Genomic DNA, 16,351 nt, shown 5'->3' with positions numbered 1-16,351 from the left:
AGAGTTTTACTTAATTAGGTTTATCGTTTTGCATTTCGATATAATCGGCACTGTTTCTAAAATCGCCAAGTAAATATTTGCAAAAATACTCACCACGCAACCAGAACGAGTATTCGCTCATGTCACCAAATCCGTGACGCTGACCGGGATAAATGAAGAAATCGAATCGTTTGTTTGCTTTTATCAAGGCATTGGCCATTCGAATTGTATTGCCCGGATGTACATTGTTATCGATATCGCCGGTAACAATCATAAGCTTTCCTTTCAGGTTTTTTGCCAGGCTTGGATTATCATCAATTTTATAGGTGAAAGTAGTATCTCCTTTTTCGGATATTTCCTCTTTTACACCGTGATGAGTTTCACTCCACCAGCGATTGTAGATGTTATTGTCGTGGTTTCCTGCTGCCGAAACTGCTGCTTTAAAGAAATCAGGGTAAACCAACATGGCCGCTGTAGACATGAATCCACCGCCGGAGTGACCAAAAATTCCCACTTTAGTAATATCAATAAAGTCAAATCTGTCGGCCAATTGTTCCAAACCAACTTTCTTATCTTCCAAACCATAGTCTCTTAGGTTGCCATAACCATAGTTGTGGTACCATTTCGAACGGGCAGGGTGACCACCGCGATTGCCAAGAGTTACGACAATAAATCCCAACTGAGCCATACGATCGGCTCTGTCCATGCGGGTCGAGAAGCTTTTGTAAACGGCTTCGGTTTGTGGTCCCGGATACACATAGGTTAAAATTGGATACTTCTTATTCGGATCAAAATCGAATGGCTTGTACATCACTCCATAAATATCGGTTACGCCATCACCTGCTTTTACTTTAAACAGCTCGGGGAATTGATAACCGGTTTCAAATAGCCGGGAAAGATCAGTGGTTTCCAAATCGATTAATTTGCTTCCTTTCGAATTGTATAGTGCCGAAACCGGAGCTGTATTTACTCTTGATGAGTTGTTTACAAAGTAGTGGTTTTGATCATTTAAGCTCACGTCATGCGAGAAATTTCCCTTGTTCAAAAGTTTCAATCCTGTACCATCAAAGTTGACACTGTAAAGGTGAGTGTAATATGGATCTTCGCCATCTTCCCTGGCATTTCCAGTAAAGTAAAGAACTCTGTTTTTTTCATCAATTCCCTGAATTCTATCGCAATGCCAAGGGCCTGATGTAATTTGATTTTTTAGATTTCCATCCCCGTCGTAAAGGTAAAAGTGTGCCCATCCGTCGCGTTCAGACCAATGGATCAGTTCCCTGCCGTTATTTACAAATCCTAATGGTCTGGTTTCTATATAGGTATTTAAACGCTCTTCAATCAAAACTTTCACTTCACCGGTTGAGGTGTTGGCGGTGCAGATATCAACACGTTTCATATCACGGCTCTGACGCTTGAAATACAACAGATCACTGCCGGCAGATAACCATTTCGAAAATTGCAAATCATCATCTGCATCCATTTTTTTCCCGGGAGCTCTTAGAATGGAAAGAGTCTGATCTTTAAATGCCGAAGCTTTTACTTTCACAGATTTTTTACTTTCCCAGTCGAAAACCAAAATTTCATATTGAGGAGCTTCTTTTTCTCCCGGCATATGATATTTGTAACTTTCTAAGGTAGGCCGTGGAGAAGCCACGGAGTTGATCACCCAAAGATCTTTTACTTCGCGCTCATCTTCTCTGGTTAGCGCAAACTTTTTTGAGTCTGCCGAGAAAGTAACATAAGCCGCTTTGCGTTTGTCTTTTTCTTCTTCTATTTCTTTATTGGTTTTGCCATAAGTGCCACTGCCATAACTGTAATATTCTGTGCCATCTGTAGTTAACTCATGTTCAATAATGGTAGAATCTTTTTCATTCTTTTGAGCTTTTTTATAGTTTTCTGCATCCATCCAGTACAAATTGTGATGTTTTGCAAAAATTACATATTCCTGATTTGGAGATACCGAAGCCCAATCTTTTTGCTCCAAAGGCTTTTCGAACTCATCCAGCAGATTTAGCTGTTTAGAAGCAATTTGATATTCGAAATGCCAAACTTTGGCAACCATTTTCTTTTTGGCTTTTTGCTTTTTTTCGCCCTCTTTTTCCTCTTCCTGCTTATCGCCGTTTTCGTCGTCTTTTTCTTCCTCTTCCACCAGCTTACTTTTTACTTCAAACTGAATCGTTTTTTCATTGTTAATGAATTTCAATTTGCTGATATCCAAATGCTGTGCATCGAAAGGATCTGCCGTTAAGCGACTCATGTCAGCGGCCATTTTTACTGCATTAAACAGCTCTGATTTTGTACTGCTTACCGGATCAACCAAATAGTAGAAGTTTCCTTCCGGGGTTTTGTAGTTGTACCAGAATTTTTCACCGTTTTTTAACCAATGAGGATTGACACTGGTCGAGAATACTAATTTTTTTAGTCGGTTAGGCGAGAATTTTGCTGCCAATTCATAATTTGCTTTTGCAGCAGGAATTTCCTGGGCAAATAATCCTATTCCTATTGTTAAGAATAGGAAGGTCAATAAATTTCTTTTCATGTTGTTGAGTTATGCTTGTGTTGTTTTAAGGCAACTAAAATAGAAATAGGTACAATAAGAAGACTTATTTTTTTGCACTTTTCGATAAGAAGGGTGATTTTCGGGATGTATGAGTGCCGTATGGAATAATTATTTAAAGTGAATTTTATTCGGCTGATAGTTCTAATAATTTAAGAACTGTATTCCAGTTTCGTGTTGTGGCTTTCACTTTTAGCTTCGATTCGAAAAACTGATTGCTGAGCTTGGTTTTGTGATACGGCCCCGGGCAGTATATAAATACATCTTTATCGATCATTTGAAAACGATCCGGTTCAAAGTTTAATTCACTGATAGCTTCGCTTACTTCTGTTTTTGGAGTTTCACTGAGGAAGGTGATAAAAAGATTCTCTTTTTCATGAGTATCGGTATATGGATTTGCCCGAACCGATTGTTCCCATTCGTTTCGTGTTCTCACGATTACTGGCACTTCGAAGCCGTATTTTTCCAAGATGGCATCTTCTAATTTTTCTTCTAGCTTAGAATTTGAAACGTTTTGATATTCAAAAACTACATTTCCGCTTTGTATGTAGCTGATACAATTTTCAAACCCCAATTCAGAATACAATTCTTTAAGATCTGCCATCAGAATTTTACGTTTTCCACCTACATTTATTCCTCTTAAAACAGAAATGTACTTTACTCTTTTACTCATAAGGCTTCAGGTTTTTATAGAAGATAACTTGATCATTGTGCTATTCGTCATGCATTTGTAATTTAGCCTTTTCGTAAGCTTCCAAAAGGCGTTCCGGAACCAATGACGGTCTCTGTTTTTCAAGATTGTAAAAGCAACCAGTTTGCTTTCCTTTGCAATAAATTATATCACCGGAAAAGATCTCAAAATCCATTTCCCATTTGCTGGATCCCAGATTTTTAATTCTGCATGTTCCCCTTGGATGATCCTGAATGGTTAACGGAACTCTGTAATGTACTTCGGTTTTAATTAAAATAGGGGAAATATTGGTGGCTATCATTTCATTGTATGGAAAGTGTTTCTCCAGAAACAAATGTCTTAAATCTTCAAACCATCTGATGTATACAATATTGCTTACGATTCCCATTGCATCAATATCGTAGGCCTTAATGCCTATTTCCATTTCAACGATCATTAAATCTGTTGTCATTATTTTCGATTGTTAGTGTTTGTTGTAGTGCAGTTAAATCTACATAATCTAAATTGATATCGAAAATATGAATTGGGAATTGAATTGTTTTTTTACTTATGCGCCATGTTCAACCATTCATCTGGTGAATGGCAGGCAAAAAAATATTACCACGGAGTACACAGAGGTTCACAGAGTCTTCTTTTCTTCTTTGTGTTGTGTTGTGTTGTGTTGTGTTGTGTTGTGTTTCCCCTAAAGGGGACTTTCCAAACCGACTGCTCTTTTAAGCCCCTTTAGGGGTTTGGGGTAAAGTGCTTCAATCAAAACACATGCTGCCCCAGCAAAACCTAAAGTAAAACAATTCATAGTTTACTTTTCATCTGGTGAATGGCAGGCAAAAAAATATTACCACGGAGTGCACTGAGGTTTACAGAGTTTTTTTGTTTTTCTTTCTCTGTGTCACTTTGTGTTCTCAGTGGTGTTCTTTTGAAATATTGTATTTGTGTTAGCGGGTAAAATTCCGAAGGAATGACAAATAGGAAATCTACATATCATCTGTTATTCTTACCACCTCTAAATCCCCTAAAGGGGACTTTCCAAATCAACTGTTTTTTTAAGCCCCTTTAGGGGTTTGGGGTAAAGTACATCACTCTAAACACATTCCATATTTTACTTTTCACTTTCATCTTTCATAATCTCTGATAAAAAGAATACCTTAGTTGGGTTTTAGAAAATAACCATGCATATTATTCCGTTATGAGGATAATAAAAACACGAACAACTACTTACAAAAAATTATCGATAAGTGGTGTCAGTCGCCGGAAGACTTATCTGCTTGTTGTAGTTCATTTAGAAAAGATTCATTGCTAATAATATAAATTTTGAAAATGGCTAAAAAAACTCCTGACCATTGGCTGACAATTGCTAAAAAGATCAATTCTATTGCACAGTCTGGGTTGGCTTTTACTAAGGACAAATATGATAAGGAACGATACGAAGAATTACGCGATTTGAGTATTCAAATTTTTAATAATATCACAGAAATTGATTCAGAAAAACTGGAATTTGTTTTTAACCGGGATGTTGGATATCAAACTCCAAAAGTTGGTGTGCGAGCAATGATCTTTAAAAATGATAAGATATTATTAGTTAAAGAAATAATGGATAACAAATGGAGTCCACCTGGAGGATATGCAGATAATGGAATGCTGCCAAGTGAAATAGCAATTAATGAAGTCAAAGAAGAATCTGGTTTTGATGTTAAGCCGATTAGAATACTTGGGTTAATCGATTATAATAAGCACCAGAATAGACCATTCCCATTTGATATATACCAACTATTTATGGAATGCGAGATTGTTGGAGGAGAAGCGAAAACAGGTTTGGAGACAAGTGATGTAGGTTTCTTTGACATTAATGATTTGCCTGAATTATCAGTGCGTCGGGTAACAAAAGATCAGATTTTGAAAATGTATGAATTATATAAAAACCATAATCTTCAACCTATTTTTGATTGAAAAGATATAAAACGAACCGCAAAAGCTAAATTGTCACGGGCTGTGATTAGCAGTGCGAAGTTTAGAGCAATTAGCAAAGAGGCATCCATCATCAACAAAGCCCTATATTTTTTTGCCTGAATTGGGAAATGCTAGTGTTTATGGTCTTTTCATGATGCTTGTATTTGTTTCGCTTTGGAGCGGAGGTCTTTTCGGCATAGCAATAGTGTCATTTGTAAGGAGCGGAGGCTTTTCAGTCATAGCAATAGTGTCATTTGCAAGGAGGGAAGGCTGTTTTTTGTTGGCAAAAGCCTGATTGTTTTGGAGCGGAGGTCTTATTGACATCAAAAAGGAGGTTTTTATCCGTGCGAAGACCCTTTTTTTAGCAGAAAAGCAGTGTCGCAGTAATGCGAAGGGACTTTAGCCATAAAAATAGAACCATCTGTCTGATGCGACGAGGGTTCCGGCATCAGAAAATAGTCATCGTTCTCGCGAGGATAGGGTTTCGGTATTAAAAAACAGGCATCGCTCTTGTGCGGATGTTTTATTGGCATAACAATGGAGTCATCTGTTTGGTGCGACGATGATTTTGGCATCAAAAAACAGGTCTCGCCCTTAAACGAAAGCTTCATCGCCTGTATGGTGAGGAAAGAAAACCCCACAAAGAAATGATCTTTGCGGGGCATGTATTTTTGGTAAAGAGCCGTTTACCTTCTGGCTTTATCTAACAATTTTAAATCAGCCAATGCAATTGCGGTTGCTGCTTCAATAATTACCGGAACACGTAAAGCTATGCAGGCATCGTGTCGACCTTCAATCAGTAAATCTTCCACTTCGCCTTTGGCAAAATTCATGGTTTTCTGATTTTTGCCAATCGATGAGGTTGGCTTTATGGCTACGCGAAATACCAACTCGTTTCCGTTGGTAATTCCTCCGTTGATTCCTCCGGCATGATTGGTCTCCGTTTTTCCGGTTTCATCAATAAAATTATCGTTGTGTTCCGAGCCTTTCATTTTGGCCGCAGCAAAGCCTGAACCGAATTCAATTCCTTTGGTTGCTGGTATCGCAAAAATAAGATGCGATATCATCGATTCAACAGAATCGAAAAAGGGTTCGCCGTATCCGATAGAAAGGTTATTGGCTCTGCATTCAACAATTCCTCCAACAGAATCGTGCTGAAGCAAAGCATCTTCAATTGCAGCATCAAAATCGCTTTGTCCGCCAACTTCGGTAAGCTTGGCATCAATTTTCACATCACCTAGAATCTTTTTCGCTACAACACCAGCAGCTACTATTCCAAGGGTGATTCTTCCCGAAAAATGACCTCCTCCGGTATAATCGTTGTGTCGGCCAAATTTATGCTGAGCTACAAAATCGGCATGCCCGGGACGCGGACTGTCCAACAGATTGCTGTAGTCTTTCGATTTGGTGTTTTTGTTATGGAACAGGATGATTAGCGGGGCACCTGTAGTTTTTCCCTCGAAGGTTCCACTCAATATGCTGGGCATATCTGCCTCAATTCTTGGGGTTGTACCTCTTGCGCCGGATTTTCTGCGGCTTAAATCGTGCAGAAGATCTTCATCGGTCAGGTCAATTCCTGATGGACATCCATCAATTGTGATACCAACTCCTTTACCGTGAGATTCTCCAAATATGCTAAGTCTAAATATTCTTCCGAAATTATTCATTTATTATCGTTATTAGTAACCAGTCATTAGTAGTTCGTAAAAATAGCCAATGTTTATTTTTCATTGGTAAGTATCGAATAAAAATTTTCTTCATTCAGTATTTGCACGCCATTATTTGTCAGTATTTCAGCGGTAAATCCGTTTCCTTCTTTGTATTTACCCGTGAAACTGCCGTCATAAATTTTTCCGTATCCGCATGACGGACTGTTGGCTTTTAAAATTGCCGTTTTACAATTCAAGGCTTTTGCCACATTCGCGGCGATTTCGGCACCCTTGGTAAATTGGGCAGTATAATCATTTTGATCCCGACCAATAACCTTTAATTCGTTATTGATTCTCACTATTTCGCAAGGGATACGTGGCGTGCTAAGACCTCCTAAATTTTCCGGACACAGGGCGATGGCTTTGTTTTCGAGAACCAGTTTTTTAATTTCAGGAACTTCGTTGCTTTTTCCATCGTATCTGCATTCGCAACCGGCCAAACAAGCACTGACTATTATCATTTTTTTACTATTAAGTAAGAATAAGGGGGGTGAAAAGTTTGAATTGATTGTCATTCTGAGCTTGTCGAAGAATCTTTGTGTTTGAATAGCAGATGTTTCGACTTTGCCTAATATGATGTTTTCAAGTCAACTTTACTTTTCAGACACCCTATCTTTATTTATACAAACTGACTGTCGAAATAAAACTGTGCTACGCCACCACCAATTTTTCGTAAATCCGTAAAGAATTCAGGATACGATTTTGCAACGCACTCGTGCTGACCTATTTCAATCGGACTTGGTGATGCCAATGCTGTTACGGCCAGTGCCATGGCAATGCGGTGATCATTATTACTTTTTGCCAATCCTCCTTGTACGCTACCGCCGGGAATTATCATTTCATCGTCTTCGATGCGAATTCGAACGCCTAATTTGGCAAATTCTTTTTTTAGAACGATACCCCGATTGCATTCTTTATGCTCTAATCGGTGAACTCCCTTTATTCTGCTTTCTCCCGCACAGTAACAGGCCAAAGCCACCAAAGGAGGGAAAAGATCAGGGCTGTGTGTGGCATCAAAATCAAAGGCATTTAAAGCTTTTTTCTCAACCGTTAAATTGTTTCCTTCCCATGTAATGGAAGCGCCGCATTTTTGCAGGGCATCCAAAATTGCCTTATCGGCCTGATAAGAATCCGGATTCATGTGTTCCAGTGTTACAATTCCTTTCAACGCTCCGGCAACCAAAAGAGGAGCAGCTGAACTCCAATCAGCTTCAATTGTGTATTCAGTTGGTTGATAAATTTGATTTCCTTTTATCTGAAAGTTCTCGTAATTCTCATGTTCTATTTCAATACCAAAATGCTTTATTAAATCCAGAGTCATGTTGATATAAGGAATGCTTTTTAAATCTTTTACTTTCAGTGTGGTATCTTCTTTTCGCAAGGGCAGAGCCATTAAAAGGCCGGTGAGGAATTGAGATCCAAGCGATCCGTCAATTTTCGCGAAATTACTTTTGTAGCCGCCTTTTATACGAATGGGCAGGAATCCCTTGCCGGGATTTTCACATTCAATACCCAAATTTTCCAATCCTTCAATAATGTTCTGAACGGGTCTTTTTAGGATGCTGCCTGTTCCCGTAATTTCCATTTCTTCCGGCTTCAGAGCAACAATGGGAGAGAACATTCTTAACGAAAGTCCCGATTCTCCAACATGAATGCTTTTGGGAGCTTCGCTTACTTTGGAAGTTATTTCTACCGAATTTTCCTTTTTGGTGACTACCGAACCCATTCGTTGTATGATATCTGTTGCGGCATCAGCATCTTCACATTTGCAGGGATTGTGAATTACAGAGTTTCCGTTAGCCAACATTGCAGCGGCTAAAGCTCTTTGCATCATGCTTTTTGAGGAAGGCGGCGTTAGTCTTCCTTTAATGGTTGAGGATTGAATTCGAACTCTCATAATTTTGGGTATTAATGTGCTTATTTAGGATTTGGCACAAAGTGCAATCACCTTGGTTTTCAGTTCTTCAATAGGAAGGGTAACAATTGTGGCTTCTCCTATTTTTTTGAGTAGAATAAAATCAATGGTCGATCGGTTTTTCTTTTTGTCCTTGATCAGATATTGATTAATCGTGTCGGCAGAAACGTCATGTTCCAGTGGCAATTCAAATTTTTGCAGTAAGTCATCAACTTTTTTCGCATCAGAATTGCTTAGTTCACACAACTCCTGAGACAATTGGCAGGCTAAATTCATCCCAACCGATACGGCTTCGCCATGAGTTAAATCTGAATTATTCTCTATAGCATGACCAATGGTGTGACCGAAATTCAATTTCTTGCGTTCGCCTTTTTCAAAGGGATCACCTTCAACAACCTCTGTCTTAATCGAAACAGCTCTGTAAACCAAGTCTTCCATTAAGTTTGGATCTAAATTCAGAAGAGCTTCGCAGTTATCATTCAGGAAATTATACAAGTCTTCATCTTTAATAAAAGCATGCTTAATTACTTCCCCAAATCCACTTCTAACTTCGCGCTTAGGCAAGGTTTGGAGTAATACCGGATCGCAAATCACAAACTTGGGAGGATTGAAAATACCAATCATATTTTTCAGTTTGCCAAAATTAATTCCGTTTTTTCCTCCAACACTGGCATCAACCTGAGACAGCAGGGAAGTGCTGATGAAACCAAATTCAAGACCCCGCATAAAAATAGAAGCCACAAAACCTGTCACGTCAGAAACCAAACCACCGCCCATTCCCAACAGAAAACTATTTCGGTCAGCACCTCTTTCAAGCAGTTGACCGATGATTTTTTCGATGGTTTGCCAGTTTTTGTTTCCTTCTCCACAACCCATTACGATATAATCGAACTGGTTGATGAATTCGGAGTAGTGCCGGTAAATGTTCTCATCGCAAATTAGAAAGCATTTTTTCTCCGGCAGGTAGTTCTTAATATTGAGATAAGATTCTCCTACAAAAATACTGCTGTTTTGCTTTTCGATGTGTATGGTCTTCATTCTTTTCTGAGTGGTTAGTACATAGCAGTTAGTACATAGCAGTCAGCCAAAATACGAACTGCTACATACCAATTACTACTATCTATGAATTCATAATTTCTTCCTGCTGGTTGATTGATTCCTGATGGATTGCTTTGAATAAGCTATTAATGAATTGTTCACTAAAGCCTTTTTTCTTTCCAATTTCCATACTTTTTTCCAGAATACTTCCCCAACGTTTGTTTTGCAAAACGGTGATGTTGTTTTCTTTTTTGTAATGACCGATTGTTTTGGCTACCTGCATGCGGTTCTCTAATAATTCCAGTAATTTCTGATCGAAATCATCAATTAAATGTCTTAGTTCGCCAAGTGTATTGTCAACCAATTCATTTGGAGCCTCAGGATCACGAAGAACCAAGTTAGCTAAAAGTTCCTGAAGAGCGACCGGGGTTAATTGTTGTTTGGCATCACTCCAGGCTTCTTCGGGTTTGCAATGCGATTCAATTATTAATCCTTCGTAGTTCAAATCCATCGATTTTTGAGCGATTTCTTCAAGTAGGTCACGATCTCCTGTAATGTGACTAGGGTCGCAAAAGATAGGAAGCTGCGGCATTCTTCTTTTCAATTCAATTGGAATTTGCCATTGAGGATCATTTCTGTATTTCAATTTTTGGTAGGTCGAAAATCCACGGTGAATCGCGGCTAATCTTGTTAATCCAACCGCATGAAGTCTTTCGATTGCACCCATCCAAAGCTCCAAATCAGGATTAATTGGATTTTTTACCAAAACAGGAATGTCATGACCACGTAATGCGTCAGCAATTTCCTGAACAGCAAAAGGATTAACTGTGGTTCTTGCGCCGATCCATAAGATGTCTACACCTGCACCCAAAGCCAGTTCAACGTGACGGGCGTTGGCTACCTCTGTAGCTGTAATCAATCCGAATTCTTCTTTTACTTTTTGCAGCCAGATTAAACCTTTTGCACCAATTCCTTCAAAGCTGTTTGGACGGGTACGTGGTTTCCAGATTCCTGCGCGGAAAATTGGAATACCTGCAGCTTTAATTCCTCTTGCTGCGTCCATCACTTGTTCCTCGGTCTCTGCGCTGCAAGGTCCTGCAATAACCATTGGGCGGGTACTAACGTCAACCGGCCAGTTGCTTAGATCCTTAATTTCCAAATTCTTCATTGTATACTGTTTTTTTTACTCTTTTCGGAGTGATTAAAAATATGGTTTTTTTACTTAGATGATATTTTGTACTATTTGTTTTTTTTAACTAACCCCCTGTCAAAGGAGCCTGTAATTTTATCTTTTTACTTCTTACTTTATCCTTTTGCCTTGTCCCTTGTCCCTTGTCCTTTTTCCTTGGTACTTTATCCTTGTTCCTTGTCCTTGTTACTTGTCCCTTGTCCTTTTTCCTTGGTACTTTATCCTTGTTCCTTGTCCCTTGTCCCTTTGTTAAGCTCTGTTTCTAATTTTTGCTGTTTGCTGAATGGTATCTTTTTCGTTCTTTTCTTTCTGATCAAGAACCCTTCTGATGTCGTTTGCTTCAAATATTAAATCATTAACACCATTTAAATCGTCTTCCTCAATTAAATCTTTAAACTGTTGAAGGGTATTGATGTATTTTTGAAGCACTTTGCCGATGTTTTTCTTGTTTTGCTGAAAAATTGGTGTCCACATTTCGGCCGAACTCTTTGCCAAACGAACAGTAGAATCAAATCCACCACTCGCCAATTCAAAAATATGTTTTTCCGATTTTTCTTTGTGCAATACCGTTAACGATAAAGCGAAAGCACTAATGTGAGATAAATGAGATACGTAAGCCGTTTGTCTGTCATGCACTTCAGCATCCATAAATACACATCTCATTCTCAGGCAATGGAACATTTCTGTTATCAGCTTTACTGCTTTTTTGTTGGAATCTTCGGGATTACATATAATGGCACATTTTCCATCGAACAATCCTGAATGTGCTGCCTGTGGACCTGAAAATTCAGTTCCCGCCATTGGGTGAGCAGGTACAAACTGATTTCTTTTCGGATGATTTGCAACCGATTCTATCAACTGTTCTTTGGTTGATCCTAAATCGGTAACAATCTGATGATCTATTAGATTCATAATGTTTGGCAATGCTCGTAAACAAGCATCAACAGGAATCGCTAAAACAACCAGATCCGCTGATTGTACGGCACTTTTTAAATCCTGAATTTCATCAACAAGGCCTAATTTTTTAGCTGCGTGAGCATTGAGAGTATTGTTATCAACCCCAATCACTTTGCTGACAAATCCTCTTTTTTTCAAATCAAGAGCTATCGATCCTCCAATTAATCCCAATCCTATTACTGATAGTATCATTGTTTCGAATTTTTCTATTCTAATTTTCTTTAATTCTATTAATGGCTTCTTCAATTACTGCCTCATTGCTGCACAACGAAATACGAATGTATTTATCTCCTTGATCTCCAAAAATTCCACCTGGAGTGATAAATACTTTTGAATCTTTAAGAACTTTATCACTTAGTTCGTAGCCATCCTTGTATTTTTCAGGAATTGCAGCCCAAACAAACATTCCACCCTGATCTTCTCTAGGAGAACACTCAATCAGATTCATCAGCTTAAAAACCAAGTCCCGTCTGGTTTTGTATACTTTATTGATGGAGTCGTACCAGCTTTGATCCTGAGCCAAGGCTTTAGCCGCAGCTTGCTGAACCGGATAAAACATCCCTGAATCCATATTGGTTTTTACTTTCAATACTGGTTCCAGCATTTCCGCTTTTCCGCAAATCATTCCAACTCTCCAGCCCGGCATATTGTGCGACTTACTTAGAGAGTTTAACTCGATGCAGCAATCTTTTGCTCCTTCAATGCTCATAATACTCATCGGAGAATCGTTAAGAATGAAGCTGTAAGGATTGTCATTAACAATCAATATTTTGTGTTTTCTGCCAAAAGCAACCACTTTTTCCAGTAATTCTTTGCTTGCCCGTGCTCCGGTTGGCATATGAGGATAGTTGATCCACATGATTTTCACCTTGCTTAAATCTCTTTTTTCAAGAGCATCGAAATCAGGATGATAATTATTTTCCTCAACCAATGGATAAGAAACAATTTTTCCACCTAATAGATTGGTTACCGATGTGTAAGTAGGATAGGACGGATTTGGAATTAAAACTTCGTCGCCTTCATTCAAATAAGCCAGTGAAGTAATCATGATTCCTTCTTTCGATCCCATTAAGGGCAATATCTCGTTGGCCGGATTTAAATCTACATCGAAAAAGTTTTTGTACCATTTTGCGAATCCTTCGCGTAAAGCCGGTATTCCCTGATACGATTGGTAGCCGTGGCTTTTTGGATGTTCACAGGCTTCCTTAAGCATTCCCCAGGTATCTTCCGAAGGGGACATGTCCGGATCACCTATTCCCAGATTGAGAACTTTTACTTCACCTTCGTTTAGCTTAGCTATCTCCTTCAGTTTTACTGAGAAATAGTACTCTTTAACTCCTTGGGTTCTGTTTGCTGGTTGAATCATTATTCTTGCGGTTAAAATTTTGGTTCTGTTTCAAAAAAAAATCCTGCTCGCTTGGAACAGGATTTTTGTTATACTTTTTACTTAAAATTAGGTATAAGGCATCCCGCCCGGTTATTGTTGTGCCAGAAATAAAAATAATAATATCGAAATGCCAATCCTGAATTGTTCATTGTAATTTTTATATGAAAAAGGTCTTACCTGTTGGGCAAGACCTTTAAATGTATCTGTTCGAGTTGTTACATATCAATTCTTGCCCTTATCGTTGTGGATAATAGAAATACCAAAAATAATAAAAGAAAGTACTGAATGATTTCATAGTAATAATCAATTGTTTCATTATTGTCTGCACCAAATGTAGGAATTATTTCTTATCCTGCAAATCTATTTTTTAGAATTAATGAAATGCTAACGTTTGAATTCTATTGGTGTATTCGTTTGGAGGTATAGTGAAATCAGGCAATTTGAGCTTTTTTGATAAATAATTAGAAAAATATTATAATTTGATTAATTGGGTTAAAATAGGGGGTTTGCAAGATAATTTGAGCTTTTTGTATGAAATACCCTATTGTAAATTGGGGTGGTGCTGAGTGATGATGGCGTTTAAATTGGGTTTGTGTAATTAAAATAAAAAAAATCATATTGGCTGTAAGTCTTTGTTTTAAAGGAAAAGTTTAACTTATCTCTCATGAGATCTGGATAATTTGTGAATTTAGATTTGGAATTTGAATAAATTATTAATTAGATTTGTAGGAAGAAAAAAAAGAAATATGATTGGAATGAATAGCAAATATTGGTGGTGGCACATTTACAAACTCTCAAAATCAGAGCAGAGGTGACCCCCGTATGTGCAAAATTTAGTTCCTAAAATATAGTTAAGAACACAGCAAACGGCCTACTGATACTCAGTAGGCCGTTTTTTTTTTGAATCGAATTTAACTAACAACCAAATGATAAAGTTTAACTACCTAAAAAAAGAATTACTTGCCGATGTAATTACTCCGGTGAGTATGTATCTGAAATTGAGAGATCGGTTTCCGGGTGCAATATTGTTGGAGAGTTCGGATTACCACAGTCCTGAAAATGCCAGTTCCTTCATTGCTTTGGAACCAATTGCCAGCATCACTTTAAAAGATGGGCAGTTGATTGAAGAGATGGAAGGCAAAAAAGAAATTTTTGATGCCAGAGGCAAAGGCAAACGCTTTGTTTCGGGCAAGTTAAAAAACTTTGTGAATCAATTTGATCTGGAAGGAAAGGAAAATGTACCCAAGGCAAATGCACTTTTTGGTTACACAACTTACGATGCAGTTCCCTATTTCGAGGATTTGGATTTTAATTTGGACAAAAAGCAGTCGGGTATCCCGCAAATGTGCTATTCTCTTTATCGGTTCATCATTGAGGTAAATCATTTCAACAATACATTAAAGATTATTGAATTGGTGAAAAACGGAGATCAGTCCAGAATACGTGAAGTTTCTGATTTGTTGAGAAATAGAAATCTGCCGGCTTTTACTTTTTCGCTGGAAGGTGAGGAGCAATCGAATATGGACGATGATACTTATAAAAAAATGGTGACTTTGGGTAAGAAGCACTGCAAAAGAGGTGATGTTTTTCAGATTGTTCTTTCCCGTCAGTTTTCACAAGCTTATAAAGGTGATGATTTTAATTTGTACCGTGCTTTGCGGTCAGTTAATCCATCGCCTTACTTGTTTTATTTCGATTACGGATCGTTCCGGATTATGGGATCATCGCCTGAAGCGCAGATTGAAATTAAAAACAAGAAGGCATACATTCACCCAATTGCCGGAACATTCAGAAGAACCGGTGATGCAGTGAAAGATGCTGAATTGGCTAAGGAGTTGTTGAAAGACGAAAAAGAGCAGGCAGAACATGTGATGTTGGTCGATTTGGCCAGAAATGATTTGAGCCGCGATGCACAAAATATAAAAGTAGAAACCTTTTGCGAGGTGCAGTACTTTTCGCATGTAATTCACTTGGTATCCAAGGTTTCCGGCGAACTTCCCGGTGACTATAATCCCTTTCAGTTAATGGGAGATACATTTCCTGCAGGAACCTTATCGGGAGCACCAAAATACCGCGCTATGCAGTTGATCGATGAATACGAACCAACGGCAAGAGGTTTTTACGGCGGTTGTATTGGTTCTCTGGGATTTAACGGGGAAGTAAATCAGGCAATCATGATCAGAAGTTTTATGAGCAAGGACAATCAGCTGTATTTTCAGGCAGGAGCCGGAGTGGTCGAAAAATCGAAAGAGGAGAATGAATTAAACGAAGTGGGTAATAAATTGGCAGCCTTGCGAAAAGCAATGGAACTGGCACAAAATATATAGGGTATGAAGATTTTAGTTTTGGATAATTACGATTCCTTCACCTATAATTTGGTGGAATATTTGCGAAAGTTAGGTGCGAAGGACATTGAAGTGCACAGAAACCGGGAAATCGATTTGAAAGAGGTAGCTAAGTTCGATAAGATTCTATTATCCCCTGGTCCCGGAATTCCTGACGAAGCAGGCATTTTAAAAGATGTGATCCGCGAATATGCTGCCACTAAATCGATATTAGGCGTTTGTTTGGGAGAACAGGCAATTGCTGAGGTTTTTGGAGGAAGCATTGAGAATTTGGATAAAGTATATCATGGTGTGGCTACTTCGGTTTTCCGAACAGATGATAACAAAGGTGTTTTGCAGGGAATCGATCAGAAGTTTACGGCAGGAAGATATCATTCATGGAATGTAACCAAAGAGAATTTGCCGGATTGTTTACTGGTTACCTGCGAAGATGAAGAAGGACAGATCATGGGAATCCGCCACAAGGAATATGACGTGCAGGGTGTTCAGTTTCATCCAGAGTCGGTTTTGACTCCTAATGGATTGAAAATGATTGAAAACTGGTTAAAAAGTTGAAAAAGTCAAAAGTCTGGAAAGGTCGAAGAGTCGGTGTTTGCGATAAAAATTAATGCACGAACTACTCCTTACTAATTACCCT

General features: G+C 38.5%; 14 protein-coding genes. 3 read left to right on the top strand and 11 right to left on the bottom strand.

Features of this window, described 5'->3' with window-relative positions:
* Positions 1–10: 10 nt before the first annotated feature.
* The 3 genes from BZG01_RS04230 to BZG01_RS04220 all read right to left on the bottom strand — a co-directional run bounded on the left by BZG01_RS04230 (position 11) and on the right by BZG01_RS04220 (position 3,678).
* Positions 11–2,518 carry a S9 family peptidase gene (locus BZG01_RS04230; protein WP_101308584.1) on the bottom strand — a complete coding sequence of 836 codons (2,508 nt, stop codon included), beginning with the start codon at positions 2,516–2,518 and terminating at the stop codon, positions 11–13.
* A 145-nt stretch (positions 2,519–2,663) separates the two neighbouring features.
* Complete coding sequence (locus BZG01_RS04225; protein ID WP_101308583.1) at positions 2,664–3,209, bottom strand: DUF1697 domain-containing protein; 546 nt, start codon at positions 3,207–3,209, stop codon at positions 2,664–2,666.
* 40 nt (positions 3,210–3,249) lie between these two features.
* Positions 3,250–3,678: an acyl-CoA thioesterase gene (locus BZG01_RS04220; RefSeq protein WP_101308582.1), complete on the bottom strand. Its 429-nt coding sequence runs from the start codon at positions 3,676–3,678 to the stop codon at positions 3,250–3,252.
* 866 nt (positions 3,679–4,544) lie between these two features.
* On the opposite strand from BZG01_RS04220, the gene BZG01_RS04215 reads away from it, so the two are divergent.
* Positions 4,545–5,174, top strand: coding sequence for an NUDIX hydrolase (locus BZG01_RS04215; RefSeq protein ID WP_101308581.1), 630 nt, complete (start codon positions 4,545–4,547; stop codon positions 5,172–5,174).
* A gap of 338 nt (positions 5,175–5,512) precedes the next feature.
* On the opposite strand, the gene BZG01_RS04205 is transcribed toward BZG01_RS04215, so the two are convergent.
* The 8 genes from BZG01_RS04205 to BZG01_RS04170 all read right to left on the bottom strand — a co-directional run bounded on the left by BZG01_RS04205 (position 5,513) and on the right by BZG01_RS04170 (position 13,348).
* On the bottom strand, positions 5,513–5,839 hold the full coding sequence (locus BZG01_RS04205; protein ID WP_143470827.1) for a hypothetical protein: 327 nt from the start codon (positions 5,837–5,839) through the stop codon (positions 5,513–5,515).
* 21 nt (positions 5,840–5,860) lie between these two features.
* The gene (locus tag BZG01_RS04200; RefSeq protein WP_101308578.1) at positions 5,861–6,841 is read right to left on the bottom strand and encodes a chorismate synthase; all 981 of its coding nucleotides are present in this window, start codon (positions 6,839–6,841) and stop codon (positions 5,861–5,863) included.
* Positions 6,842–6,894: 53 nt separating this feature from the next.
* Positions 6,895–7,344, bottom strand: a complete 450-nt coding sequence (locus BZG01_RS04195) for a 2-thiouracil desulfurase family protein (RefSeq protein ID WP_101308577.1) — start codon at positions 7,342–7,344, stop codon at positions 6,895–6,897.
* 158 nt (positions 7,345–7,502) lie between these two features.
* Positions 7,503–8,780, bottom strand: a complete 1,278-nt coding sequence (gene aroA / locus BZG01_RS04190; protein WP_101308576.1) for a 3-phosphoshikimate 1-carboxyvinyltransferase — start codon at positions 8,778–8,780, stop codon at positions 7,503–7,505.
* 24 nt (positions 8,781–8,804) lie between these two features.
* Positions 8,805–9,836 (bottom strand): 3-dehydroquinate synthase, encoded by a 1,032-nt coding sequence (gene aroB / locus BZG01_RS04185; RefSeq protein ID WP_101308575.1) that lies wholly within the window; start codon positions 9,834–9,836, stop codon positions 8,805–8,807.
* A gap of 82 nt (positions 9,837–9,918) precedes the next feature.
* Positions 9,919–11,004, bottom strand: coding sequence for a bifunctional 3-deoxy-7-phosphoheptulonate synthase/chorismate mutase type II (locus BZG01_RS04180; RefSeq protein ID WP_101308574.1), 1,086 nt, complete (start codon positions 11,002–11,004; stop codon positions 9,919–9,921).
* Positions 11,005–11,274: 270 nt separating this feature from the next.
* A complete protein-coding gene (locus BZG01_RS04175; protein ID WP_101308708.1) occupies positions 11,275–12,174 on the bottom strand; it encodes a prephenate dehydrogenase in 900 nt (299 codons plus the stop codon).
* A 19-nt stretch (positions 12,175–12,193) separates the two neighbouring features.
* On the bottom strand, positions 12,194–13,348 hold the full coding sequence (locus BZG01_RS04170; protein ID WP_101308573.1) for a pyridoxal phosphate-dependent aminotransferase: 1,155 nt from the start codon (positions 13,346–13,348) through the stop codon (positions 12,194–12,196).
* A 947-nt stretch (positions 13,349–14,295) separates the two neighbouring features.
* Between BZG01_RS04170 and BZG01_RS04165 the strand changes: the two genes are divergently transcribed.
* Both BZG01_RS04165 and BZG01_RS04160 read left to right on the top strand, forming a co-directional pair.
* Positions 14,296–15,696 (top strand): anthranilate synthase component I family protein, encoded by a 1,401-nt coding sequence (locus BZG01_RS04165; RefSeq protein ID WP_101308572.1) that lies wholly within the window; start codon positions 14,296–14,298, stop codon positions 15,694–15,696.
* A 3-nt stretch (positions 15,697–15,699) separates the two neighbouring features.
* Positions 15,700–16,269, top strand: a complete 570-nt coding sequence (locus BZG01_RS04160; RefSeq protein ID WP_101308571.1) for an anthranilate synthase component II — start codon at positions 15,700–15,702, stop codon at positions 16,267–16,269.
* The last annotated feature ends 82 nt before the right edge of the window (positions 16,270–16,351 follow it).

Source organism: Labilibaculum manganireducens, from assembly GCF_002843385.1.
Taxonomy (GTDB): Bacteria; Bacteroidota; Bacteroidia; order Bacteroidales; family Marinifilaceae; genus Labilibaculum; species Labilibaculum manganireducens.
This window is presented reverse-complemented; position numbering and strand designations above follow the sequence as displayed.